Below are 25,199 nucleotides of genomic sequence, written 5' to 3'. Positions count from 1 at the left end.
ACTTGCTCATAAAATGTCTTATTTAAAAGACTTAAATTTAAACGTTGACGTATTGTTTTGTTTAGTTTTCAAAGAGCAATTTTATCGTTTCGCCCGTAAGCGACTTTATTAATATAACATTTACTCTAACTTATAGTCAACACTTTTTTTAAAAGTTTTAACTAACAACCTTCAATAAATGTTATCTTTTTTATCACTTGTATCAGCGACGTTTATTAATATATCACCTTTTCCAACTAAAGGTCAACCCTTAAATTGATTTTTCAGGATAATAATTTTATTATTCTTTATTTACTTTATAATATCTATGGAAAACTTCATGACCTTTCGTTTCCTCTTTTACAACCGTAACTAGTTTCTTTTCGATTAGATATTCTAAAAGAACACCTAAATCTATTGAATAATATTTTAACTCTTCCTCATTTATTAAATCATGTATTGTCCATTTCTCTTTTTTTGTTTCTAAAACGTCCCTAAAATGTTGGGTTCCGCTATCCGTTCTTGAGAAGATTAAAAATTCACTTGCAAGGAACAACAATTCCAATCTTTTTTCGAGTGTTTCATCACTAGTTATGAGTTCTTCATACAACTTAAAGATTTGAGGTTCTATATGTTTTACTTGATTCCAAACTGTTACTTCCGGGAAAAAACCTTGTTCAATGATTTCCAATCTAGCTAAGTGGTGCAAAGAATGTACTATATGATTATAGGCATCTAAAAAATGACCATTTTCAAAAAATGCCTTACCATCCACATATCTTCGAATAAGCTTAGCGAATTCCATCCCCATTTTTATTTTACGCCCATAAAAAGGGAATTCTCTTAGTTCTTGTTTTAATTCAGAAAGATATTCATTTCGATCAAACAATACTTTCCCATTATAAATCCATTCAATAATTTTTCTATTTGTGCCTAGCAGGAGCCATTCCTGCAATTGCTCTTCTTCTACTATATGAAGCGCGGCTTTTTTATCTTTGTATGTATAATGTTTAATAAACACTGGTTGATTTGCATCCTTTGTAATTACAAGTAACACGTAATCAAAGGTATCTGTTAAAGTGCTTGGCTTTGCACCCTTTTCAATTAAAAGAATTCCGAGTGTGGAAGGTGAGCTTGCTCGTTCTTGATAAATTGGACGTAGAATATCTTCCATTTTAATTCCTCCAAATCGTCGTTGTGCTATAACTTTCGACATTAAGTTTATTTTTCCTTCTAATACAGGCAACAATTTTCGACATTGTTCCTCCCATATTATATATTTATTTTGATGTTTAATGTTATTATATAGTTAGAATCAGGAGGTAGGACATGGCTAAATACTCAAATAAAATTAATAAAATACGTACTTTTGCTCTAAGTTTGATATTTATCGGATTCCTTGTTATGTATGGAGGTATCTTCTTTAGAAGTTCCCCTATTCTTATGACAATCTTCATGGTATTAGGTCTTTTATGTATTCTTGCTAGTACAGGGGTTTATTTCTGGATTGGAATGCTATCCACTAAAACCGTCCAAGTAGTTTGTCCGAATTGCGGAAAGTCAACAAAAATACTTGGTCGAGTTGATATGTGCATGCACTGTAACGAACCTCTTACACTTGACAAAGATCTTGAAGGTAAAGAATTCGACGAAAAATATAATAAGAAAGCAAAAAATTAAAAGCCTTGCCTCCGCAAGGTTTTTTTCTATGAAAATTTGATTTTCGCCAAGTCTAAGCTGCACCCTCTGCTCATTTGGCATTACAGTTTATCCCTAAAGTTTGCCACTACGTCAATTCGTATCCTTACTACCAATTTTTACTCTCTTAAAACACAAAAAACTGGTTTATATCAACCAGTTTTAATGAGCAGCTTTAGCTACGCAGGATGGACATTCTCCGTATACTTCCATCCGGTGTTGATGGACTTTGAATCCAGTAACATGTGAAGCTAGGTGTTCGACTTCATCTAGGCCAGGATAATGGAAGTCAACGATCGCCCCACATTTTTGGCAAATCACGTGATAATGGTCAGTCGTGACATAATCAAATCGACTAGATGAGTCTCCGTATGTCAATTCTTTTACTAGACCTACTTCCTTGAAGACCCTTAAGTTATTGTACACTGTGGCCACGCTCATATTTGGAAATTTACCTTCCAAAGCTTTATATATTTCATCAGCAGTTGGATGAGACATTGCATTAATTAGGTATTCCAAAATTGCATGACGTTGCGGTGTAATTCTCACTCCTGTTTCTTTAAGGGAATCTAAAGCCTCTTTAAGCTGATCATGAGCCACCGTCATGCACCTCTTTTCCAATTATTATTTAGAATGAATTATTACTTTATAATATTTATAAATAGTGTAAGCTGTACACTATTTATTTGTCAATTAAGTATCATTTATTCACGTATTAGGAATGAAGATTTTTTTCTGGCACACCACTTAGATGATTAATGTATCTTGCAGCAACAAACAGAAAATCTGATAGACGGTTTAAATAAGATAAAACTAAAGGATTTACTTCATCTACCATTTCACTTGCGCATCTTTCCGCTCTACGGACAATAGTACGTGCAGTATGGAGAGCAGCACCAGCTGGATGTCCGCCTGGTAAAATGAAATTAGTAAGAGGAGGAAGGTGTTTTTCCCATTGATCGATCGTCTCTTCCAACACGGTTACATCCTCCGGTTTGACCTTCCATTTAACTTCCTTACCAGAAGGAGTAGCTAATTCTGCTCCAACATGAAATAGTTCTGTTTGTATTTTATGAAAAATGTGATCGATAGATTCCTTTTCTTTCAAGTCGTTGTTTATGTAACTCAATGCTAAACCAATCATAGAATTTGCTTCATCACATGTACCATAAGCTTCTACTCTAATATCAGACTTCTTAACTCGTTGTCCGTATATAAGGGAAGTCGTACCCTTGTCCCCTGTTTTTGTATAAATTTTCATATTAATACCCCCTGATCACATCAATTAAGTTGATAAAATCCTTTTCCTTTTTTATATAGGTATGAAGATTATGAGAAAAAATTTCAATTGACTTTGGTAGGTAATTTTTTGTCACACTTGAAGTATGTGGTGTTATTGTTATATTTTTCATCTTCCAGAAAGGATGATTCATTGGTAATGGCTCCTTATGGAAAACATCAAGAATCGCATGTGCGATTTGTCCTTCTTCTAACGCATTCAGTAAAACAGAATCCTTAAATAAATCCCCTCTACCAATATTCATGAAAACAGCAGAAGACTTCATCAACTGAAAATGTTCGTTATTTAAAAGGTTTTTCGTATCTTTCGTACTAGGTAGGATTGAGACAATATAATCAGCAGTCGGCAGGACAGCATTTAATTCATTAAGTTTATGCATGCTATCAAAGTACTGAACGTCATTTCCAGATGTATTAACCCCAAATGTCCTCATTCCAAATGCTTTTGATAGGCGCGCGATTTCACTACCAATGGCACCTGCACCTAAAATGATTATCTCCTTTCCATTCAGTTCACCCATTTTTATTCTTCGATCCCAAGTTGAATTCTTTGCATTTTCATAAAACTGGATAAGATTCTTTTCATACTGAAGAAGCATCCCTATCGAATATTCAGCCATAGGAATTTTATGTATACCCTTAGCGTTTGTGAGCAAAATGCCTTTTTCTCCAATTAGCTCTAATGGCATTTTCTCCAAACCCGCTGAAACAACCATAATCCATTTTAAAGATTTAGATGCGTAGATGATTTCCTCGGTTACATCTTCCCCGTATGTGACTAGTATTTCCGCTGTCATTAATTCACTTTCTTCAATATGTATCCCTTTACGATAACTAAATCGAATGGACGGAAACTCATTAGATAACTGATCTTGCAGTTCAGTTGATGGTACAAATGAAAAATACGCCTCCATATTACGAACCCCTCTTTCGGTGCTTTGTCCTAAAACCATCATACCATCACCGTTCAATAATTTACATGAAAATGGATATCCTTTCATGATGATACCGGGTAAAGACACCCTTAAAATACTCCCCTTCAAATAACCTAAAGATTAGAAAACTCGGCTTGGCAACTCCCCAGTTCTACATAAACTTTATTTCTAAAATTGGACACTACTTCTTTACTGCCAATCCTTTCTTAAAATGCAAAAAAATACGGGTATCCATTTCTGGTTACCCGCTTCCATTTCGGAAAACATCTGAGGAGGTATTCTCTATATAATAGTATTCAAAACGTCAATTTCTGAATTGGACAAAAGCCTTTTAGTTCTAAAATAGGCTTATTCTTCAAGGCAATTTAGTTCTAAATTATGACAATTCTTCTTTAATATAAGTAAGTGCTTCTTCTACATGACCTTTGACTTTTACTTTTCTCCATACTTTCACTAGATTACCTTCTTTATCAATAATAAAAGTAGAGCGCTCAATCCCCATATATTCCTTACCAAAGTTCTTTTTTAAGGTCCACACCCCATATGCCTCTGCCACTTGATGGTCTTCATCTGTTAAAAGTAAGAATGGCAAACCATATTTCTCAATAAATTTCCCGTGACGTTCAAGCGGATCAGGACTAACCCCCAGGATAACAGCATCAAGCTCAGCAAAGGATTCATGAAATTCCTTGAAATCACACGCTTGAGTCGTACATCCCGGTGTCATATCTTTTGGGTAAAAGTAAAGAACTACATGCTTTCCTTTAAAGTCAGTCAAACTAACATTTTTCCCATTGCTTGCTGGTAAAGTAAAATCAGGTGCTTTCGAGCCTGTTACTGCATTCATTGAAAATCCTCCATTCTAAAAAGTCATATGGTAAGCGTACCCAAAACTCTTTTGTAATACAACTTTTTAGAAATTCACTTTATTTCTGAATTTGATCGTAATCAATGACTGTTCTTACTACAAATGCCGCTGGCAATGTGTAACCTATGAAAGCCTGAATGGCGGAGATTGGCCTACCTATTCCTATTGGAACTAAATCTCCATATCCAACAGAAAACATGGTCATTCCACTGAAATATAAAGTTGATTCTAGCTTATAAGAAAAGGAACCTTGGAGTCTCTGTCCATTTTCTAACACTACTGTGATGTCCTTTAATTCAAACAGAAGGTATAACGCACCAAAGCCAACACAAATGGTACCGTACAAAAAGGCAAGCCAAAGTAAATCGTTTAATGAGATTTTTTGATTCGTCATGTCAGAGGGAGCAAAAAGAGCTCTAATACTCATAAACATGCAGAAAATAATCGCTGCAACTAATAGATAAAATCCCATTCCACACCTTCTCCTTTATGACTACTTCTACCAATGTACTCCTTGTCCTTGGGGCTTATGAATAGTTTTTAAACTCTTCATTGGTGAGGTCTGAAAAACAGAAAAGGTATTCAAAAGGTTTGTGAACACAAAACCCTTTGAATACCTATTTGTTTTTATTTTTTATGCACCCTTGTGCGGTCACCCGAGAGCTTTTTCCACTTTGATTTTTCCTCTAATTGGCTACGTTTATTATTCTTTCGTTCTAAGAAAGCTAGTTCCTTTTGAAATTTGACATAATTATCATAGCGCTTTTGATCCAACGCTCCTTCTTCAATAGCAAGTTTCACTTGGCAAGAAGGCTCATTTTTATGTTGACAATCATTAAATAAACACTGCTGTGCCAATTCTTCAATATCTGAGAAACTATGGCCCATACCCCCATCAACTTCCCAAAGTTGTAACTCTCTCATTCCAGGAGTATCAATCAAAATCCCCCCACCTGGCATTAACATTAATTCACGATGAGTGGTAGTATGTTTTCCTTTATCATCACCTTCACGCACTTCTTTCACCTGCTGTTTCACTTGGCCGAGCAGCGTATTGCACAGAGTGGATTTTCCCGCACCAGACGAACCGAGTAGAGCAACGGTTTGACCTTCAGATAGATATTTATCAAGTTGATTCATACCTATTCCTTTTGTGGCACTAATTGCATAGATTGGTACTCCAAATGCCACAGATTCAACCTCTGCCATTTTACCTGGGATATCATCACATAGATCACATTTACTCAATATGACGACTGGATTTGCCCCACTATCCCAAGCTGTTACTAAATATCTTTCTATTCGTCTAACATTAAAATCATTATTTAAACCAGTTACTAGAAATACCGTATTTATATTAGTAGCAACTAGTTGTTCTTCTGTTACTACACCTGCCGAGTTTCGGGAAAATTTACTGAATCGAGGCAATACTTTATGAATAGTCGCTTTTTTCTCAGCTAACCTCGCAGAAATGACCACCCAATCTCCCACCGCAGGATATTGGCTTTTCCCAAATGATTCATGTCTAAACTTTCCAGATACTTCACCTAACAATTCGCCTTCTTCTGTTAGAACACGGTACATATGCTTATGTTCTAAGGCGATTCTTCCCACTGAATAACCACTTTCTTTATATGGAGCAAATTCTTCTTCTAAGTGATTATTCCAACCTAATTGTACTAGATTCAATCAATCTTCCTCCTATTGAATACAATCAAAAACGAAATTTAAAGGATTCATATTTTTGAATAAGAACCCTACTAATATTTTAACAGAAAATTTAGAAAAGTATACAAAACCATGACTTTATAAATAAAGGAGGATATTAAAAATTGCCTAATTATAAAAAACACCTCTCAATTCAAAAAATTGAAAGGTGTATCTTATTGGTATAACTTATGCTGTAGCTTTCGTTTTAAATAATTTAATTCCCATTGCGATAAATACGATTCCAGTAAGCTTATTTAATATATATTGAATATGATTACTATCTCTTAATCCTTTTGTCGCTAAAGAAGAAAAAATGGCGATCATTACACACCACAATCCTCCTGTCATGGTAAAAGTAAGGCCTAAAATAAGAAATGGAATCGGACTTGAACTACCTGTATTGATAAATTGTGGGATGAAAGCTAGGAAAAATAAAGCTACTTTTGGATTCGTAACATTTGTAATTAATCCTTGCAAGAATATTTTTTTTTTAGACAGTTTATCCAAGTTATCTTGATGACGTACTGTGTTTTTCTTTTCTAATAGCATTCTAATCCCTAAATAAATTAGATATCCAGCACCAACTATTTTAATTACAGTAAAGAGCCAGACCGACTTCATTAGAATCACCGACAAACCAAATGCAGCTAGTATTGTGTGAACTAATGCCCCTGAACTGATGCCAAGCGCTGAGTAAATACCAGCTCTTCTTCCTTGAGAAACGCTTCTACTTACAATGTACATTGTGTCCGCACCAGGTGTGATATTCAGTAAGATACTAGAAATTAAAAACCATTCAAAATTAGTTATTCCAAGCATTCCAAGCTTCTCCCCTTCCATTATCTACCTATTTTATTACGACTAAATGAATCTGTACATAAAAAAATTTACGCATAAACAGACTTTAAACGCATTTACTCAAAGGTTTCTTATAACTCCTATGAAAGCTATTCAACCATGATAAACATTCATACATTAGAAAATATGGGAGTAAAAGAATGTCTATACTTTAATCTTTAAATAGGTAACTACGTCGACTTTTAATCCCACCACCAAATTACACCAAACACAAAAAACCTCTTGAACTAATCAAGAGGTTAAAACTTTTAGTTTCCTGCCCCACGGTATTTCTTAACCCCCTGGTTCCAAAGCCAAACTGCTAAAGAAAAAAATACAATGCCTACAACCGGAGTAGCAAAAGAATACGAATACCATTCTGTTTTACCTAGAAAGTATGCTGAGGGATACACACCAACAAATGCGAATGGAAGTACCCAAGTTAGAACAAAACGGATAGCTTTATTATAAATGTCGACTGGGTATCTCCCATAGTTACCTATGTTATACATCATCGGCATTATGGAAGTACGGGAATCCGAGAAAAAACCTATGGTGGCTAATCCTATGAAAATAGATGCGTACACCAAGGCTCCCCCAATTGAAAATAGGATAAATAATATTGGATCATACCATGCTATATCTAGATTCAAACGACTCCCTGAGTAATAAATAATAATAAATCCTGTAATCAAACCAAGCAGCGATTCTAACTCCATACGTTCTAAAATTATTTGAAACAGGCTATGAATCGGTCGAGTTAATATACGGTCCATTTCACCATTCACGATGTATTGTTCGTTAAAGTTCCAAATATTAAAGAAAGCAGAAAACAAGGTAAATGGTATCATGAAGAATCCATAAATAAAGATGATTTCTTCTCGATTCCACCCATTCAGTAAGTCCGTATGACCGAATACCAATAGGATGAAAATCAAATTTACCGCTTGAAATAACAAATCTGATAGGAATTTCACTAGTAGGTCTGTCCGGTATTGCAAACGTGTTTTTAAATATTGACTAACATATTGAAAAAACATGGATACATAAAACATAGTTAACCTCCCTGGATGACAAGCTGTTTTTTTGCATAAATCCAGAGCACTTGTATCGGAATCCAGAGCACGACTGTCCATATCCCTTGTTGAAGTAAAGCTTGAGTCATTTCGTTCCCAGAAAACCCCTCCGTAAAAATCATGCTTGGAATATAGGAAATCCCTTGGAATGGAAGGTATTTCATGATGTCTTGAGCCCATAAGGGAAACAGACTAAGTGGCAATAATAGACCTGAAAACAAATCTATTAATACACGCTTTGCACGTATGATGCCATCGTTATTAAAAAAGAAGAATGTTGTTATTCCCATTAGTAAGTTGATTTCTGTATTAATCAAAAAGCTTAATGTAATAGATATCGCGAATAATCCCCAAGTAGAAGGATTGGCTGAAATCTGCACAGGAAATAACAATGACACGATCACCATACCAGGAACCGAGAAGAATAATAATCGGAAAATCCCTTCGCCTAAACCTTGCATCGTTTTCATACCTAAATAGCTATAAGGTCTAATTAATTCAATAGCGACCTTTCCTTGCTTAATTTCAGCCGCCATTTCTCGGTCTATATTGTTAAAGTAAAAGGCACGTGCCATCCAACCGAGCGCTACATAGGTAGTCATTTGTACAGCCGTCAATCCTTGAATCGTTTCTTTCCCCCCATAAATGGCATTCCAAAGAAAATAATATGCCCCAATATTTATGCTATAAATGAGGATGCCAGTGTAATAATTTGTCCGATATGCCAGCATCATCAAAAAACGAATCCGGACCATTTCCATATATTTATCCATCTTCTAACTCATCCCTTTTTCATAGATGTTACGAATAATTTCTTCAGTAGCTGTTTCCTGAATCTTGATATCCTTTATTTTATGAGCAGCAACAAGTGCAGAAATGAATGTTGAAATTTGGTCTTCCTGATCAGCCATATAAGCAATAAAACCTTGATTCTTTTCATCTACTTCCCAACGGACCTTAAAGGGAAGAGAAATGTTTTGAAGCTGTTGAATAGTGGTAGTTTTAATAAATTGCACGTGTATTTCCTTTTCATCAGCCCAATGGCTTTTAAGACTTTGTAGGCTGCCATCATAGATAATTTTCCCTTCATCCAGCATGATTACACGCTCACATAAAGCCTCAATGTCCCCTAAATCATGAGTAGTCAAAAGGATGGTTGTCTGATATTTCTCATTGATTTCCTTTAAGAATTGTCGAATTTTCATTTTCACCAATACATCGAGACCTATTGTCGGCTCATCCAAAAATAACAATGGAGGATTATGAATTAAAGCAGCAGCTAACTCACAGCGCATTCTTTGACCTAGCGAAAGCTTCCGAACAGGCTTGTCCAAAAGTGGTGCAAGGTCTAGTGTGTCAATAATATAGTTCATATGCTCCTCATATTGTTCATCCGGTACTTTATAAACTTTTTTTAGTAGCCTAAAAGATTCTTGTACCGCAATATCCCACCATAACTGAGAACGTTGACCAAACACTACTCCAATGGTATTGGTGAATTTTTCTCGTTCCTTATGGGGGTTCATTCCATTCACCACGACATGACCTTCAGTTGGAGTTAGAATTCCTGTAAGCATTTTTATAGTAGTTGATTTACCAGCTCCATTTTCTCCGATATAAGCAACCATCTCACCTTTTTTTACTGTAAAGCTAATATCATTAACAGCGGGAACGATTTTATAGTTACGAGTAAACAAGTCACGAAATGCACCTTTTAGTCCAGATCGGCTTGAAAACGCCTTAAATTCTTTCTTCAGATGTTGAACTTCTATTGCAGTTGTTTCCAAGTAATAACCCCTCTTTCTCTAAACTGTCCAAACAAATAGTGTATCCTTTCCATTCCATCAAAACAACAGAAAAGGCATCTACCTTTAACTCTGATATTCCCGGAAATGTACAAGCCGATAGCATTTTAGTTAGTTTGCATGATTTGTGAACAATCTATTTCTTTCTAGACTACCCTTTTATATTTTTTAGTTTTAGTGGTTTAATGCTAGAATAGATGCAGTTAAAGCAACACATTTTAGGAGGCAATTACATATGAACTTTTCTAAATCAGAAGCTTTGCACACAGAAGCTCTTGAACATATTGTCGGTGGCGTGAACAGCCCTTCGCGTTCTTATAAAGCAGTAGGTGGTGGCGCTCCTGTTACGATGGAACGTGCGAAAGGAGCATATTTCTGGGATGTTGATGGCAATAAATACATAGACTATCTAGCCGCATACGGTCCAATCATCACAGGACATGCTCATCCACACATTACGGAAGCGATCACAACGGCTGCCGAAAACGGAGTTCTTTATGGAACTCCTACTCCACACGAAGTGAAATTTGCCAAAATGTTAAAAGAGGCCATTCACTCATTAGATAAAGTTCGATTCGTCAATTCAGGAACAGAAGCAGTTATGACAACCATTCGTGTTGCACGTGCCTATACAGGACGTGACAAAATCATCAAGTTCGCAGGATGCTACCATGGTCATTCTGATTTAGTGTTAGTAGCTGCGGGATCTGGTCCTTCTACACTTGGTATTCCTGATTCTGCAGGTGTTCCAAAGAGCATTGCAAATGAAGTGATTACCGTTCCATTTAATGACATTGAGCCTTTTAAAGAAGCATTAGAAAAATGGGGCCATGAGGTCGCAGCTGTTCTAGTGGAACCTATTGTCGGGAACTTCGGAATCGTTGAACCAAAGCCTGGTTTCCTTGAAGCAATCAATGAATTAACGCATCAAGCGGGAGCATTAGTCATTTACGATGAGGTTATCACAGCGTTCCGTTTTATGTATGGCGGTGCTCAAGATTTACTCGGCGTCACTCCTGATTTGACCGCCCTAGGAAAAATCATCGGTGGCGGACTACCGATTGGGGCATACGGCGGAAAAAAAGAAATCATGGAAAAAGTGGCACCGCTTGGTCCTGCCTATCAGGCTGGAACAATGGCAGGAAACCCTGCATCGATTTTATCCGGCATTGCGTGCCTGGAGGTATTGAAACAAGAAGGAGTTTATGAGGAACTCAATCGTTTAGGTGCTATTCTAGAAAAAGGGATTCTTGAATCGGCTAAGAAATACAATATGCCAATATCGATCAATCGCTTAAAAGGTGCATTAACCCTTTATTTCACGACAGAGAAAGTCGAAAACTATGAACAAGCTGAAAATACAGATGGTGAAATGTTCGCTAAGTTCTTTAAATTGATGCTTCATCAAGGGATAAATTTAGCTCCTTCCAAATACGAAGCATGGTTTTTAACGGTTTCTCATACCGAAGAGGATATCAAGGAAACTCTAACAGCTGTAGATTTTGCTTTTTCACAACTTCAAAAATAGTATTTTTATACATTTTCCATTCACTCCCGAGATCAATTTTCGGGGGTTTTTCTTTATATAATCGCATAAAAACGCTTTCAATAAAGCTTTTTAACTCATTCACATCTGGTTCTTTTTATCCATATTACCGTATAAATAATTGATTTCTGAATTTTTTGATGATAATATAAATTCATTAGTCAAATAATTATAATTATTTCAATTTGTCCACCCCTTTTTTATTTTTAGGGATTCTTATATCCTTACCCTTTATTTCTTCACAGCGTTACTATGTTGCACGATACATGAGTTGCCTATCTCACTCCCAATGACGACTCTTAAATTATTTTAAAATCCACATTAGAATTAGAAAACTTGGCTAGCGCCAAGCCTAAGAGCAGGCGATTTCCTAGCTGCACTCATACTTTATTCCTGAAATTGGCCACTTCGTCGAGTTATATCATCGCTGCCAATTTATTCTTGCTTAAAGTACAAGTAATATTTTCATTTCTTCATAATGATATTTTCCTAGGAGGTGAAGGCAGTTATAGGTTTATTCCTATCATGCCGAAACAATGAGTCCACAATGGAGTCCAAGTCTATTTAAAGAGTTCCACAGACAAGAACATGATGCTTGCGGCATTGTCGCTTGCATTGAAAAGAAGAAAATACCTACTCGTGAAAACATTTATTCCTGCATTGATGCCCTTGTGAAGATGAACCATCGCGCAGGTTTCATTAATGGTGAGGGAGATGGAGTTGGAATTCATATTGATATACCAAGAAATCTGTGGAAAAAGAAACTACATGAAAAAGGGATCAATCCTGAACAAGCAGAGCATTCACAATTTGTCGTTGGCCATTTTTTCTTAAGTAAAAAAGAGGAGCCTGAGAAGTTACAAACTTACATTAAAGACATTCTTCAGCAAAATGGATTCTCACTAATTTACGAAAACGACTCTGTTCATCAATCAACGGCACTTGGTCCAATAGCATTTCAAGAGAATCCTCTATTCTGGCAAATCGCCTTTTTAGGTAATGAACCAAGTCAAGGTTCCTTGTCAAAAAGAGTTTTTGAGTCGCTCCATAAAATTGAAGAAAATGACTATATCCATGTTGCTTCTTTAAGCCAACACCATGCTGTTTACAAAGTTATGGGTGCAGGTGATATTTTACCTAAATACTATCAGGACCTTGCTGATCCACTTGTGGCTTCTACCATGACACTTGGTCATAATCGTTATTCAACGAATACCCTTTCTTCTTTTTTCCGTGTTCAACCATTTAGTGTTCTTGGACATAATGGAGAAATTAACACTATTTCAAAACTACGGGATGAAGCAAAGTTAATTGGGGTACCTCTTGTAAAAGACGGAAGTGACTCTCAGGATTTAAGCAGAACTATTGAAACATTAATATGCCGACATGGATTTTCACTTTTCGAGGCAATGGATGTGGTTTTTCCACCTATTATTAATGAAATAAAGCTTTATCCAAATCACTTAAAAGATGTTTATACTTTGATTCGTGAAGCTTGGGGCCATTTCTCTCAAGGTCCTGCTGGTATCGTTTCACGGTTTGGGGAAGAGGCAGTATTTTCTGTCGATGCCTTGGGCCTGCGTCCATTATGGAAATTAGACATTGAAACGTCCTATATATTCTCCTCCGAACCGGGCATCATCCCTTCCTCTGAATATACTGGAGATCCAAAACCACTTGGTCCTGGAGAAAAAATAGGATTGAAATGGAACGGAGATGAAATTGAACTATACGATTATCATCAATACCAAGAAATAGTTTATAGCCGTTTTAATGATCGATTTGATCTTGAGCAAATCCATAACAGATTAAATCCACTTACGTTAGAAAAAATGATTACCGTCACCCATCCTGCTAAGATACACACCGGTCAATATAAAGCATTCGGTTGGGAAAGAGACCATGTTCAACTAGTGGAGCAAATGGCTGAAAAAGGGATTGAGCCTATTCGCTCCCTTGGACATGATGCTCCGCTTGCGGCACTGAATCCAGAACGAAAGAACATTGCCGATTTCATAAAAGAAAGTGTAGCAGTCGTTACGAATCCAGCAATCGATCGCGATCGAGAAACCGAACATTTTTCAACAAGGGTCATCATCGGAAAAAGACCATCGCTTATACAAAGAGAAAAACATTCGGTAGTGACCGAACTTTTATCACCGATATTAGTAGAAGGTCAGGTTGGGTATGAGTGTTCGAAATCTCTGAATCAAGTAAGCTATGACCAACTTATTCATCATTATCAAGAAAAACAGTTAGTTCATTTTATTGATACAACATTTAGAGATGAGGAAACTATCAAGGATGCACTTGCAAGATTATCAATTGAAGCAGTAAATGCTATCCAAAAAGGCAAAACCCTACTTGTTCTTGATGATGCAAAGGCTCATCAAGATAACCACCTTTGGTTAGATCCACATGTAGTTGTATCTTCAATCGATCAAGCTTTAGTAGAAGCCGGAGTACGTCGTGAAGGCTCCCTCCTACTTCGTTCAGCAGCCATTCGTTCATTGCACGATTTCATTACGGCCTATGGCCTTGGTGCAGATATAATCAGTCCATATTATATGTTTTTATCTGTATCGGACAAATCTATCAGTCCCGTTCTAAATCTTTATAACGCCTTAACTAAAGGATTAGAAAAAGTCATATCGACAATCGGGATACATGAATTAAGAGGTTATGGGCGATTATTTTCCAGCATCGGATTGAACGAAGAAGTTGCATCCTATTTAAAAATTGTGAATTTCTTCGGTTCAGAAAAATTAGCAAATGGGTTTGACGCAATGAAGGAAGATGCCAAACAACGTGCTATAGATTTTTATAATGAACAGGAACGCGTCGGAAAGACATTTCATCTGTTTCCACGCATTTGGAAAGCCATTGGTGAAGTCGCTACAACTGGAGACTACACTGCCTATAAAGATAAAATTTCAGAGCAGGAACAAGCTAATCCAACAACAATTCGTCATTTAACTTCATTGAAAACAGCAAACCATCCTCTTTCACCTAATGATGTTTCTATTGGTGTTGGCGAGCACGACCTTCCATTCGTTATCGCTTCCATGTCTTTTGGATCACAGAACGAAATAGCATTTCGGGCATATGCAGAGGCAGCTGATCAGTTGAATATGATAAGCCTAAATGGAGAAGGTGGAGAAATCAAAGATATGCTCGGAAAGTACCCCCGCACTCGAGGACAACAGGTGGCTTCCGGACGTTTCGGGGTGAACGCTGAGCTATTGAATTCTTCTAATCTATTAGAAATCAAAATTGGCCAAGGAGCAAAACCAGGAGAAGGTGGACATTTACCAGGATCTAAAGTAACTGCCAAAATAGCAGAGGCTCGTAACGCTACGAAAGGCTCTGACTTAATTTCTCCTTCAAATAATCATGATATCTATTCAATAGAAGATTTAGCTCAAATGATTCATGAGCTAAAGACAGCAAATGACAAAGCTAAAGTAGCGGTAAAAGTTCCAATCGTTCCGAATATTGGAACGATTGCAGTTGGAATCGCTAAAGCAGGCGCTGACATGATCACACTATCCGGTTTTGACGGAGGCACTGGTGCTGCTAGAATACATGCTCTGCAACATGTAGGACTTCCTGCAGAAATAGGTGTGAAAGCAGCCCACAATGCATTACTTGAAGCTGGTCTTCGTGATGGAGTAGAATTATGGGCTGACGGTGGGATCAAGAGTGCCCTCGATGTCATGAAGATTATGCTATTAGGAGCCAATCGAGTTGGATTCGGTACATTATCCATGATTGCTGTCGGCTGTACAACTTGTCGCGGCTGTCATTTAGATACTTGTCATGTCGGAATTGCTACCCAAATCGAAACAGAAGCACAAGCAAAAGAACATGGACTGCGCCGTTTTGTTCCTAGGAAATTCGATTCTGCCGTGCTAGGACTTAAAAATCTATTTACATCTTTCGGGAATGAACTAAAAGCCTTAACTGCATCATTAGGGGCAAAGAATTTGCAAGATTTAGTTGGCCGATCTGATTTACTTCAGCAAGTAAAAGGCAAAGATCAGCTAGATTTAACCTACTTGCTCAAAACCTTAGAAATTGGACAATTCACTCATAAAGAAGCCGCAGCAACCCTGGATAACACTTCCTTGCAAGTTGCAGTTGGTGCCGAGTATTTAGATTCCAGAGTGGATGAACTACAATCGTCAAGGGAATATAGCTCCATCACTTCAGAACAGCGAGTGCTTGGAAGTCGAGTGTCGTGCCATAGGGTAAGAGGACGTCTTGATGGTTCTTATACCTCTCTTGCCCCTGTTAAGCTAACTTATAAGAATGGCTCAATCCCTGGTAATGGGTTGGGGGCATATAATAGTAGCGGTATTGATATTGAAGTAAATGGCGGAGCTCAGGATGGAATCGGAAAAACTTCCTTTGGTGGGCAAATCCTGATTTTAAAATCAAAAGGGAAAGATGGGCATTTTTATAACGGCTCTGTAGGGAAAGGTTTCGGATATGGTGCACAAAAGGGATTACTCGTTGCACAAGGAGATGCAGATGCACGTGCCGGTATACGATTATCTGGTGCGGATATGATTATTGGCGGAAAACTGAAACGCCCTATTCCTAAAACAGAACCTGGAAATCTAGGTATCCAATCTAATATTAAAGGGTTTGCTTTTGAATATATGACAAATGGAAGAGGGTTGGTACTTGGAGATATCGGACCTTGGGCATGCGCAGGAATGACTGGCGGCGTTATCTATGTGCGTCAACAACCCGAACTCGGATACACGAAAGAAGCCATCATTAAACGCATAGCAAAGGGTGCAAAGGTTTCTGTCCAGCCACTATCTGAACAAGGAATACACGATGTTCAAGAGCTTCTAGGAAAGTATACAGAACTATTAAAGGTGCAGCAAAAAGAGGAAGCAATGGAACTCGAAGCTCTCTTAAGTAATGTAAAAGAACATTTTGTTCAAATTGTTCCAGTTAAAGAACAAGCTGATCCAGCTGTTTCTACAGAATAATCTAAAGCGAAAACCATTTTTAAAAAGAAGAATCATTCAATTCTCGAGAAAGGGTAACTCAATTTGAACATTGAGTTACCCTTTTTTCGTGCTATTGTAAAAAGATAAAAACAGCAAAATAGTATGCAATCATAACAAATAGTCCAAATGGGACACCAATGAATGCCCATTCTTTACTTGTGATTCGTAATTTACCAGCTGCTATTATATTCGGGATATTTCCAGGTATCAACATCCCGCCACTAATCAGCAATCCTAAAAGAATAGAACGAATCGTAAAATTATCCATAATCGGGCTTATCTCTGCCGAAGCAAGTGTGGCATTGTCCAGTATTGCTGAAATGATATTAATCCAGTATAAAAATGAAGGTGATAATCCAAGAAAATATAGGTTAATTACCGGTTCAAATGCCCCCCCTAGAAATGTTAATCCCATTACGAAGAAATATATCTTTAAAGCTCTGACTAGTATGTCTTCATAACTTTCACTGCTTGTCTCTTTAAGGATGACCTCTTTTCCACGGTTGGGGTGTTTTACAAGTATTGCTGCAAAAAAACCAAAAATAATTAGAGCTATCATTACTTCTTTGCCAATTAACCTCAATAGATAGAAAAAGTCTTTATCCAGTTTACTTATCGCAATTGTCGAAAGTGGTTCCCCTATTGGAGTTAACGCCGCTCCAAGTCCAATTGAAAAGCAGGTTAAAACTACAAAACGGATCTCAGATATTCGATCCAATTTTAGAGCTGAAACCACGACTACTAAAACAAGCGCTGCAATAATTGCCGTTATCAAACTAGAAATTAACCCTATAAACATGACAGTAAAGGCAATAAATAATTTAAAAGGTATAACTCTACTAAAACCCGTAATCGTTCTCTCCAATGGGTCCTGCAACCATTTAAACAATAGTCCTGCCACAAATACAGCGACCGTAATTTTAATAGGATCAATTGCAGCTCTAACAAATAATGAACTGCTAAACACCCCACTTATCACAGCTGCAAATAATCCCATTACAAACAAGAACAATTCAAGATTTCTCTCTACCACTCTTACTGTCAATGGCAATATTAAGACAAGAATAAAGATTACCAATAAACCTATTATCATTTTTACCTGCCCCAAATTATTTTTATTCAGCAATGACTTGATAGATTTATATATATGCTGATGAATAGACAATCTTGCATGGAATATTTGCAAAAAATGGATGAACGATTAATAGCCGAGTTTCATAGTCTAATTGTGGCATTTCAGAATTAGATTTAGAGATTACCTTGCACTAACTTCATAAACCATGTATATTACAATATTGTTTAACAAAAAACGGAATGGTGTAAATTAAACTAAATGCAAAAACTTTTTATTCAGAAAGGACTTATTTTCTCATGAAGCTTGGTGCCCGCATATTAAAAACGGGAATCGCCATTATATTGGCTTTATTTTTATCGCAACTGTTGAACTTACCTGCCCCAGTTTTTGCAGGGATTGCAGCAATATTTGCTATTCAACCTACCATTTATCGCTCTTACCTTTCCATTCTGGAGCAATTACAAGCAAACTTGATTGGAGCAGCGGTCGCAATTATATTTGTGCTAGTGTTTGGCAATCAGATTTTCATCGTCGGTCTTGCGGCTGTAATTGTTATTATTATTAATCTAAAGCTGAATTCAGGAAACACTATAATCCTATCATTAGTAACCGTCATAGCGATTATGGAGAACCAGGATGGTGAATTTCTGCAATTCGCCTTAATTAGATTTTTCACCATTATGTTAGGGATACTGTCTGCATTTATCGTTAATTTGGTATTTCTACCTCCAAAATACGAAACCAAGCTATATCATAAAATCTCTACAGTCGCTGAAGATGTTTTTAAATGGATTCGCATCAGCACGCGCCATGCATCTGACCATTCTTTATTGAAAAATGATGTGATTCGACTTAAAGAACAAGTCATTAAACTAGAACAACTATATTTAATGTTTAAAGAAGAACGAGAGTACTTTAAGAAGGACAGCTATGCAAAATCCAGAAAACTGGTTGTATATCGCCAAATGATTTCCACTTTAAAGCGATCATTGGATGTTTTAAGACGATTGAATCGATTCGAAAACGAATTTCATCTTATGCCTTCGGAGTTTCAAATGCAAATACAAGAACAGTTGGATTGTCTCGTATTTCAACATGAACAATTATTACTAAAGTTTATCGGAAAAATAAAAACAACTGTCGACTATCACGAGAGCACTACTGTAAGTAAAAAAGAATTGTTAGATATGTTCTTAAAACAACAAGATTGTTTAAACGAAGAACATGAAGCCTGCTTGTATCATATGATGCCTTTAGTTGCCGCAATTATAGAGTATGAGGAGGATATAGAGCATTTATATAAACTTGTAAATAGCTTCCAAAACTATCATAAAGACGAAAATGAGGTATCCATTCCTACATCTAGGGTGGATGAATAATAAAGAAAGGTTCAATTCAGTAATGAATTGAACCTTTCTTTACATAAAAAAACAGCTGAATCAGCTGTTTTTTTTTTAACTCTTCATACGTGGGTCTAATGCATCGCGTAATCCGTCTCCCATTAAGTTGAAACCAAGTACTGTTAGCATAATGGCTAGACCAGGAAATACCATTGTCCAAGGAGCTTGAATCAAGAATTGTTTCGCATCGGAAAGCATTTTACCCCATTCTGGGAATGGTACCTCTGCGCCGAGACCCAAGAAACCAAGTGCAGCACATTCAATGATTGCAGTAGCAATCGCTAATGTCCCTTGAACTATAATCGGTGCCATACTATTTGGTAAAACATGGTGGAAAAGTATCCTAGCATTACTCATCCCAATTGCTTTTGCAGCAACGATATATTCTTCCTCTTTAATACTCAAAACACGCGAACGTATTAAGCGCCCGAAGGTTGGTATATTGATGATGGCGATTGCGATCAAAGCATTTTTTAAGGAAGGTCCTAATACAGCAACAATGGCGATTGCAAGCAAAATACTTGGAAATGCAAGCATGATGTCAAATACACGAGAAATTAGTGCATCTGCCCATTTTCCATAATAACCGGCAATTATCCCTAATAAACATCCGACTACAATAGAACCAACTACGGAGAATGTCCCTACCCATAATGAAATTCTAGCTCCATAAATGATACGTGACAATACATCACGACCAAAATCGTCCGTTCCAAACCAATGCTGACTAGATGGCGGTTGTAATATTTTGTCTGGTTGATTCATTTTTTGATCATTCATTCCTTCTGGAGCAATCACTGGTGCAAAGACCGCTAATAGAACGAAAAATAACACGATAAGTGTACCTACTAGGGCCAACTTATTTTTCCGAAAGCTTCTCCAAGCCTCTACCCATGGAGAAACCACTTTTTCTTCTTTTTCTATAATCGGAGCTTGAAATTTAGGATTTGTTGATAATTCCATAGTTTGAAAGACCTCCTTTCCTAACGGTATTTAATTCTTGGATCAATGGCTGCATACAGTAAATCCACTACTAGATTGATCAAAACAAATATGAGAGCAATAATGAGAACTCCTGATTGGATTACAGGATAATCGCGATAATTGATAGCTTCATAAATGTAGCGACCGATTCCTGGCCAACTGAATATTGTTTCAGTCAAAATCGCTCCACCAAGCAGTAGACCCATTTGCAAACCGATTACCGTTAATACAGGAATGACTGCATTTTTTAATGAGTGTTTATATACTACCCAGAACATTCTTAATCCTTTTGCGCGAGCTGTACGAATAAAATCAGAGCGCATAACTTCTAACATCGTAGAACGTGTAATACGAGCGATGATCGCCATCGGAATAGTCGCTAAAGCTACACTTGGTAAGACCAGATGTTTTACGACTTCCCAAAATTGATCCATTCTACCTTGTAATAACGTATCGATAATGTAAAGATTTGTGATCGCCTCTACTGGATTCCTAACTTCATCACGTCCAGATGTCGGCAGCCAATCAAGGTTAATGGCAAAAATCCACTGCTCCATTAGTCCAAGCCAAAAGATTGGCATAGATACCCCAACTAACGCAAAAATCATTGCAACGTAATCAAACCAGGAATTTTGGAACCAAGCACTGATGATTCCTGCATTTACCCCAATGAAAATGGCGATTAACATGGCACATAATGATAACTCAAGTGTAGCTGCTAAATATGGCCAGATTTCTCCACTGATAGGAGATGATGTACGAAGAGAATTTCCTAAGTCTCCACTTAGCAATCCACCGACATATTTTATGTATTGTGTATACCATGGCTGATCAAGTCCAAGCGCTTTCGTCATGTCAGCAATCGCTTCTTTTGTCGCAAGCTGCCCTAGAATGATTTGGGCAGGGTCACCGGGGATTGCACGAATCATAAAAAATACGATCAATGAAAGACCAACCAAAACAGGTACTAAATGTAATAATCTTCTGATTGTATATGCGAGCATGTTTTCCACCTACCTTAAATGCTTGTACACTTTCATTTGAATGGAAAGGGAAGTCAAGATTGACCTCCCTTTCCAAATCTTTATTATTCTAGATTTAATTCAACTGTTGCGAAAATATCAGAGCCAGTTGGATGCGGAAGGAAGTTTTTAACTTTTGAACTTCCAGCCAATGCTGGTTCAGAGTGAACAAGTGGAATCCAAGGAGCATCGTCCTTGATGATAAGTTGAGCTTCTTTGTAAAGCTTCTCACGCTCAGCTTCATCAACTGTTGCTTGAGCTTTTACTAACAAATCGTGTACTTCTTGGTTTTTGTAGTATGCATAGTTATTGCTTTCAATGCTATCTTGGTCAAGAAGAACGTATAAGAAGTTGTCAGCATCCCCATTGTCACCTGTCCAACCAAGTAAGAACGAATCTGCTTCTCCCATACGAGCTTTATCTAGGTAAGTACCCCACTCATAAGTTACGATTTTAGCTTTTACGCCAATAGCTTCGAAGTTAGCTTGAAGTGCTTCAGCCACTTTTTTACCATCTGGCATATACGGTCTAGCAACAGGCATTGCCCATAATTCCATTTCAAAGCCATTCGGGTAACCAGCTTGTGCTAGCAATTCTTTAGCTTTTTCTGGATTGTAGTCGTAATCTTGAACATCATCATTGTATCCAGCAATTACAGGAGGCATTGGGTTTTTAGCCGGAGTTGCTTTTCCTGCATAGAAATTATCTACTAGAGATTGCTTATCAACTGCATGGTTTAATGCTTGACGTACTAATTTGTCCTTAAGTGGACCACGTGTATTTGTTAACCCTAAATATCCAACGTTCATTGATGGACGGTTAAATACTTGAAGATTAGCATTTGATTCAATTCCTGGAAGATCGCTGAAGTTTACTCCGTCGATTAAATCAACTTCTCCAGCGTTTAATGCGTTTAGACGAGCTGAGTTTTCAGGAATAACTGTGAAAATTAAGCCATCTAACTTAGGAAGACCTTCTTCCCAATAGTTTTTGTTTTTCTCAAGTACCACTTTCTCGTTACGTTTCCATTCTTTAAATACGAATGGACCAGTTCCAACTGGGTTTTCAGCAAATTTGTCACCATGCTTTTCAACTGCAGCAGGGCTTGCAATCGCAAATGGAGACATAGCTAGGTTTTTGAAGAATGGTGCAAGTGGTGTGTTAAGCTTGATTTCTACTGTTTTTGCATCAACTGCAGTTACAGAATCAATGCGATCTCCGAATTGAGAGTTATAGTAGTAGAATTGCTCTTTGTTTCCAGCTTTCCAACGCTCGAAGTTGAATACAACAGCATCAGCATTGAAATCAGTACCATCGTGGAATTTTACCCCTTCACGAAGTGTAAGAGTATACGTTAAACCGTCTTCGCTTGCTTTCCACTCAGTAGCCAAACCTGGGTGTAATTCTGTATCTTGTGGACCAAACTCGATAAGAGTTTCATAGATGTTTTTAGTAACTTTAAATGCTTCCCCTTCAGTAGTAGCAGCAGGATCTAGTGAAGTAGAATCCCCACCACGCCCATATACTAATGTACCGCCTGAAGCTTCTTCTTTTTCTTCTGATTTTTTACCATCAGTTTTTTCTCCTGCTGTGTCTTTGCTACAGCCTACCAAAGCAAGTGATAGGACCATAACAATGGACATCAGCAACATCCAAGTGCGTTTTTTCATGCTTATCCCCCTTTATCTGTTTTCGGCAAATTATTGCCAACTATATTGTCAATACTGGCTTACCCTGTTCTAGGTGAGGATTATGTATACAAATGGCAAGCAGCATAATGACCTGGTTCAACTTCTTTAAGCTCTGGTCTTGTTGTTTTACAAATTTCCATACAAGACTTACAACGCGTGTGGAACGCGCATCCAAGTGGCGGATTGGCCGGACTTGGTATATCACCTGTTAACAGCTGTCTTTCCTTCTTAATGGTTGGGTCTGGAATAGGAACAGCTGCTAGAAGTGCTTCTGTATATGGATGTAGTGGTTTTTCATAAAGCTTTTCTGCATCTGTGATTTCTACTAGTCGCCCTAAGTACATGACCCCTACTCTATCACTTATATGCCTGACTACCCCTAAATCATGTGCGATAAATAAATAGGTTAGCCCAAATTCCTTCTGCAAATCTTCCAATAGATTAAGAACCTGAGATTGGATGGATACATCAAGTGCAGAAACTGGTTCATCAGCAATAATTAATTTCGGCTTGGTCATAAGCGCACGCGCTATCCCAATCCTTTGACGTTGGCCTCCACTGAACTGATGAGGATATCGTTTCGCATGATAGCTACTAAGACCTACAGTCTCTAACATCTCTCTGACCATTTTCTTTCTTTCTTGCGCATTACCAATTCCATGAACAATCAATGGCTCTTCTAAAATTTTCTCAACGGTATGTCTTGGATTGAGTGATGCATAAGGATCTTGGAAAACCATTTGAACATCCTTACGTACTTTTCTCATTTCCCCACTAGAAAGAGAAGTTAAGACTTTTCCTTCAAATTCAACCTGTCCTTCAGTTGGTTCTATCAATCTCATTAACATCCGGCCTGTTGTGGATTTACCGCACCCCGATTCTCCCACTAAACCAAGAGTCTCTCCTTTTTTGACGAAGAAACTGACATCATCAACTGCTTTTACATCACCGACTTTTTTTCCTAATACACCAGCGTTAATTGGGAAGTATTTTTTTAGATTATCTACCTTCAACAATACTTCTGTCATACGACCGCCTCCTTCTTTTGATGCAAGAAGCAACGGACAGAATGTCCTTCTTCACCACTTTGGTAAAGATCAGGACTTTCACTTAAGCAACGTTCATGCACATGTTCACAACGGGCAGCGAATCTACAACCTGTTTGAATGGAACCTGGCTTTGGAACATTTCCTGGTATGGAATAGAGTCTTTCTTTCTTGTCACGGATGTCAGGTACTGAACGAAGTAGGCCAACAGTGTATGGATGTTTAGGATCTTTAAATAGAGTTTCAACAGTTGCTTCTTCTACCACTTTACCTGCATACATGACGATTACTCGTTGACATAGTTCTGCTACTACCCCCAGGTCATGAGTAATCATAATAATAGCGGTATCAAGTTTTTCATTCAGTTCCTTCATTAAAGAAAGGATTTGCGCTTGAATGGTTACGTCCAAAGCTGTTGTTGGCTCGTCTGCAATTAACAGTTTCGGATGGCAAGATAATGCCATAGCAATCATGACACGTTGCCTCATTCCACCGGACAATTGGTGGGGATATTCCTTCATGATTGCTTCTGCTCTTGGAAGACCCACGAGCTTTAGCATTTCAACCGCTTGTTGGAATACTTCTTTTTTTGACATTTTTTTATGTATGAGAATCGCTTCGGTCAATTGATCACCGATTGTAAAGAGTGGATTTAATGAAGTCATTGGCTCTTGGAAAATCATAGCGACTTCATTCCCGCGAATTTGCCTCATTCTCTTTTCCGATGCATCTACAAGATTTTCCCCATTGAGTAAAATCTCTCCACCTGCAATTTTTCCAGGTGGCTGCGGAATCAATTTCATGATGGATAGTGAAGTGACACTCTTTCCACACCCTGACTCCCCAACGATTCCAAGAATTTCTCCTTTATTTACGGAAAAACTAACTTCGTCAACCGCTGGAATATCTCCATCTGATGAGATAAAAGTAGTTTTTAATTCTTTAACATCTAATACCGGAGTTTGACTCAATCTCTTTACTCCTTTCATTCTGTATCTATGTATGACTATTTGATGATAAATTTATTTGTTATCTATCACCTTTAACTTGTACACGTTGTCATTACTATTTTTTAATAGTTTTATATTGTATGATACGAGATTAAAGAACTTGAATAATATCTTTTCATTATTCTATAAAAAACTATGAAAGAAGTCTACTTATTTTTCTGAATTATTTAAAGATAACGAAGATTCTTAGA

Annotated in this window: 21 protein-coding genes; 4 read left to right on the top strand and 17 right to left on the bottom strand. The window is 37.3% G+C overall.

Annotated features, from left to right (window positions below):
• Positions 1–280: 280 nt before the first annotated feature.
• Positions 281–1,153, bottom strand: coding sequence for a nucleotidyltransferase-like protein (locus tag DBX25_RS09610; protein ID WP_108670563.1), 873 nt, complete (start codon positions 1,151–1,153; stop codon positions 281–283).
• A 155-nt stretch (positions 1,154–1,308) separates the two neighbouring features.
• Between DBX25_RS09610 and DBX25_RS09605 the strand changes: the two genes are divergently transcribed.
• Positions 1,309–1,659, top strand: a complete 351-nt coding sequence (locus DBX25_RS09605; RefSeq protein WP_108670562.1) for a YgzB family protein — start codon at positions 1,309–1,311, stop codon at positions 1,657–1,659.
• Positions 1,660–1,839: 180 nt separating this feature from the next.
• Here DBX25_RS09605 and perR read toward each other — a convergent pair whose 3' ends face one another.
• The 10 genes from perR to DBX25_RS09555 all read right to left on the bottom strand — a co-directional run bounded on the left by perR (position 1,840) and on the right by DBX25_RS09555 (position 10,189).
• The gene (gene perR / locus DBX25_RS09600; RefSeq protein ID WP_170110129.1) at positions 1,840–2,277 is read right to left on the bottom strand and encodes a peroxide-responsive transcriptional repressor PerR; all 438 of its coding nucleotides are present in this window, start codon (positions 2,275–2,277) and stop codon (positions 1,840–1,842) included.
• 115 nt (positions 2,278–2,392) lie between these two features.
• A complete protein-coding gene (locus DBX25_RS09595) occupies positions 2,393–2,938 on the bottom strand; it encodes a cob(I)yrinic acid a,c-diamide adenosyltransferase (protein WP_108670560.1) in 546 nt (181 codons plus the stop codon).
• A 1-nt stretch (position 2,939) separates the two neighbouring features.
• Positions 2,940–3,998 carry a D-2-hydroxyacid dehydrogenase gene (locus DBX25_RS09590; RefSeq protein WP_338066676.1) on the bottom strand — a complete coding sequence of 353 codons (1,059 nt, stop codon included), beginning with the start codon at positions 3,996–3,998 and terminating at the stop codon, positions 2,940–2,942.
• A gap of 289 nt (positions 3,999–4,287) precedes the next feature.
• Complete coding sequence (gene bcp, locus DBX25_RS09585; protein WP_108670559.1) at positions 4,288–4,758, bottom strand: thioredoxin-dependent thiol peroxidase; 471 nt, start codon at positions 4,756–4,758, stop codon at positions 4,288–4,290.
• Positions 4,759–4,837: 79 nt separating this feature from the next.
• Complete coding sequence (locus tag DBX25_RS09580; RefSeq protein ID WP_108670558.1) at positions 4,838–5,251, bottom strand: ion channel; 414 nt, start codon at positions 5,249–5,251, stop codon at positions 4,838–4,840.
• Between the two features lie 155 nt (positions 5,252–5,406).
• On the bottom strand, positions 5,407–6,468 hold the full coding sequence (rsgA, locus tag DBX25_RS09575) for a ribosome small subunit-dependent GTPase A (protein WP_170110128.1): 1,062 nt from the start codon (positions 6,466–6,468) through the stop codon (positions 5,407–5,409).
• 207 nt (positions 6,469–6,675) lie between these two features.
• Entirely contained in the window at positions 6,676–7,308 is a 633-nt protein-coding gene (locus DBX25_RS09570; RefSeq protein ID WP_108670582.1) for a LysE family translocator, read from the bottom strand.
• Between the two features lie 287 nt (positions 7,309–7,595).
• On the bottom strand, positions 7,596–8,381 hold the full coding sequence (locus tag DBX25_RS09565; protein ID WP_108670557.1) for an ABC transporter permease: 786 nt from the start codon (positions 8,379–8,381) through the stop codon (positions 7,596–7,598).
• A 2-nt stretch (positions 8,382–8,383) separates the two neighbouring features.
• Positions 8,384–9,175: an ABC transporter permease gene (locus DBX25_RS09560; protein ID WP_108670556.1), complete on the bottom strand. Its 792-nt coding sequence runs from the start codon at positions 9,173–9,175 to the stop codon at positions 8,384–8,386.
• A gap of 3 nt (positions 9,176–9,178) precedes the next feature.
• A complete protein-coding gene (locus DBX25_RS09555; protein ID WP_108670555.1) occupies positions 9,179–10,189 on the bottom strand; it encodes an ABC transporter ATP-binding protein in 1,011 nt (336 codons plus the stop codon).
• A 253-nt stretch (positions 10,190–10,442) separates the two neighbouring features.
• On the opposite strand from DBX25_RS09555, the gene DBX25_RS09550 reads away from it, so the two are divergent.
• Positions 10,443–11,735: a glutamate-1-semialdehyde 2,1-aminomutase gene (locus DBX25_RS09550; RefSeq protein ID WP_108670554.1), complete on the top strand. Its 1,293-nt coding sequence runs from the start codon at positions 10,443–10,445 to the stop codon at positions 11,733–11,735.
• 554 nt (positions 11,736–12,289) lie between these two features.
• Positions 12,290–16,759: a glutamate synthase-related protein gene (locus DBX25_RS09545; RefSeq protein WP_108670553.1), complete on the top strand. Its 4,470-nt coding sequence runs from the start codon at positions 12,290–12,292 to the stop codon at positions 16,757–16,759.
• Between the two features lie 91 nt (positions 16,760–16,850).
• Here the strand turns inward: DBX25_RS09545 and DBX25_RS09540 are convergent, their stop codons facing one another.
• Positions 16,851–17,873, bottom strand: coding sequence for a DUF1646 family protein (locus DBX25_RS09540; RefSeq protein ID WP_108670552.1), 1,023 nt, complete (start codon positions 17,871–17,873; stop codon positions 16,851–16,853).
• Positions 17,874–18,151: 278 nt separating this feature from the next.
• Between DBX25_RS09540 and DBX25_RS09535 the strand changes: the two genes are divergently transcribed.
• On the top strand, positions 18,152–19,234 hold the full coding sequence (locus DBX25_RS09535; RefSeq protein ID WP_108670551.1) for an FUSC family protein: 1,083 nt from the start codon (positions 18,152–18,154) through the stop codon (positions 19,232–19,234).
• A gap of 75 nt (positions 19,235–19,309) precedes the next feature.
• On the opposite strand, the gene DBX25_RS09530 is transcribed toward DBX25_RS09535, so the two are convergent.
• The 5 genes from DBX25_RS09530 to DBX25_RS09510 all read right to left on the bottom strand — a co-directional run bounded on the left by DBX25_RS09530 (position 19,310) and on the right by DBX25_RS09510 (position 24,969).
• Positions 19,310–20,218 carry an ABC transporter permease gene (locus DBX25_RS09530; protein ID WP_108670550.1) on the bottom strand — a complete coding sequence of 303 codons (909 nt, stop codon included), beginning with the start codon at positions 20,216–20,218 and terminating at the stop codon, positions 19,310–19,312.
• A 20-nt stretch (positions 20,219–20,238) separates the two neighbouring features.
• A complete protein-coding gene (locus DBX25_RS09525) occupies positions 20,239–21,243 on the bottom strand; it encodes an ABC transporter permease (RefSeq protein ID WP_108670549.1) in 1,005 nt (334 codons plus the stop codon).
• Between the two features lie 83 nt (positions 21,244–21,326).
• Complete coding sequence (locus DBX25_RS09520; RefSeq protein ID WP_108670548.1) at positions 21,327–22,931, bottom strand: ABC transporter substrate-binding protein; 1,605 nt, start codon at positions 22,929–22,931, stop codon at positions 21,327–21,329.
• Between the two features lie 80 nt (positions 22,932–23,011).
• Complete coding sequence (locus tag DBX25_RS09515) at positions 23,012–23,980, bottom strand: ABC transporter ATP-binding protein (RefSeq protein WP_108670547.1); 969 nt, start codon at positions 23,978–23,980, stop codon at positions 23,012–23,014.
• Entirely contained in the window at positions 23,977–24,969 is a 993-nt protein-coding gene (locus DBX25_RS09510; RefSeq protein ID WP_108670546.1) for an ABC transporter ATP-binding protein, read from the bottom strand. Before DBX25_RS09510 ends, DBX25_RS09515 begins: the two co-directional genes overlap by 4 nt.
• Between the last annotated feature and the right edge of the window lie 230 nt (positions 24,970–25,199).

The sequence above is a fragment of the Peribacillus acanthi genome (assembly GCF_003073175.1).
Classification (GTDB): domain Bacteria; phylum Bacillota; class Bacilli; order Bacillales; family DSM-1321; genus Bacillus_BN; species Bacillus_BN acanthi.
This window is presented reverse-complemented; position numbering and strand designations above follow the sequence as displayed.

Coding starts and splice junctions, on each gene's coding strand:
- DBX25_RS09610 (WP_108670563.1), bottom strand. CDS start 1,153: ATGGAAGATATTCTACGTCCAATTTATCAAGAACGAGCAAGCTCACCT.
- DBX25_RS09605 (WP_108670562.1), top strand. CDS start 1,309: ATGGCTAAATACTCAAATAAAATTAATAAAATACGTACTTTTGCTCTA.
- DBX25_RS09595 (WP_108670560.1), bottom strand. CDS start 2,938: ATGAAAATTTATACAAAAACAGGGGACAAGGGTACGACTTCCCTTATA.
- bcp (WP_108670559.1), bottom strand. CDS start 4,758: ATGAATGCAGTAACAGGCTCGAAAGCACCTGATTTTACTTTACCAGCA.
- DBX25_RS09580 (WP_108670558.1), bottom strand. CDS start 5,251: ATGGGATTTTATCTATTAGTTGCAGCGATTATTTTCTGCATGTTTATG.
- DBX25_RS09570 (WP_108670582.1), bottom strand. CDS start 7,308: ATGCTTGGAATAACTAATTTTGAATGGTTTTTAATTTCTAGTATCTTA.
- DBX25_RS09565 (WP_108670557.1), bottom strand. CDS start 8,381: ATGTTTTATGTATCCATGTTTTTTCAATATGTTAGTCAATATTTAAAA.
- DBX25_RS09560 (WP_108670556.1), bottom strand. CDS start 9,175: ATGGATAAATATATGGAAATGGTCCGGATTCGTTTTTTGATGATGCTG.
- DBX25_RS09550 (WP_108670554.1), top strand. CDS start 10,443: ATGAACTTTTCTAAATCAGAAGCTTTGCACACAGAAGCTCTTGAACAT.
- DBX25_RS09545 (WP_108670553.1), top strand. CDS start 12,290: ATGAGTCCACAATGGAGTCCAAGTCTATTTAAAGAGTTCCACAGACAA.
- DBX25_RS09540 (WP_108670552.1), bottom strand. CDS start 17,873: ATGATAATAGGTTTATTGGTAATCTTTATTCTTGTCTTAATATTGCCA.
- DBX25_RS09535 (WP_108670551.1), top strand. CDS start 18,152: ATGAAGCTTGGTGCCCGCATATTAAAAACGGGAATCGCCATTATATTG.
- DBX25_RS09530 (WP_108670550.1), bottom strand. CDS start 20,218: ATGGAATTATCAACAAATCCTAAATTTCAAGCTCCGATTATAGAAAAA.
- DBX25_RS09525 (WP_108670549.1), bottom strand. CDS start 21,243: ATGCTCGCATATACAATCAGAAGATTATTACATTTAGTACCTGTTTTG.
- DBX25_RS09520 (WP_108670548.1), bottom strand. CDS start 22,931: ATGAAAAAACGCACTTGGATGTTGCTGATGTCCATTGTTATGGTCCTA.
- DBX25_RS09515 (WP_108670547.1), bottom strand. CDS start 23,980: ATGACAGAAGTATTGTTGAAGGTAGATAATCTAAAAAAATACTTCCCA.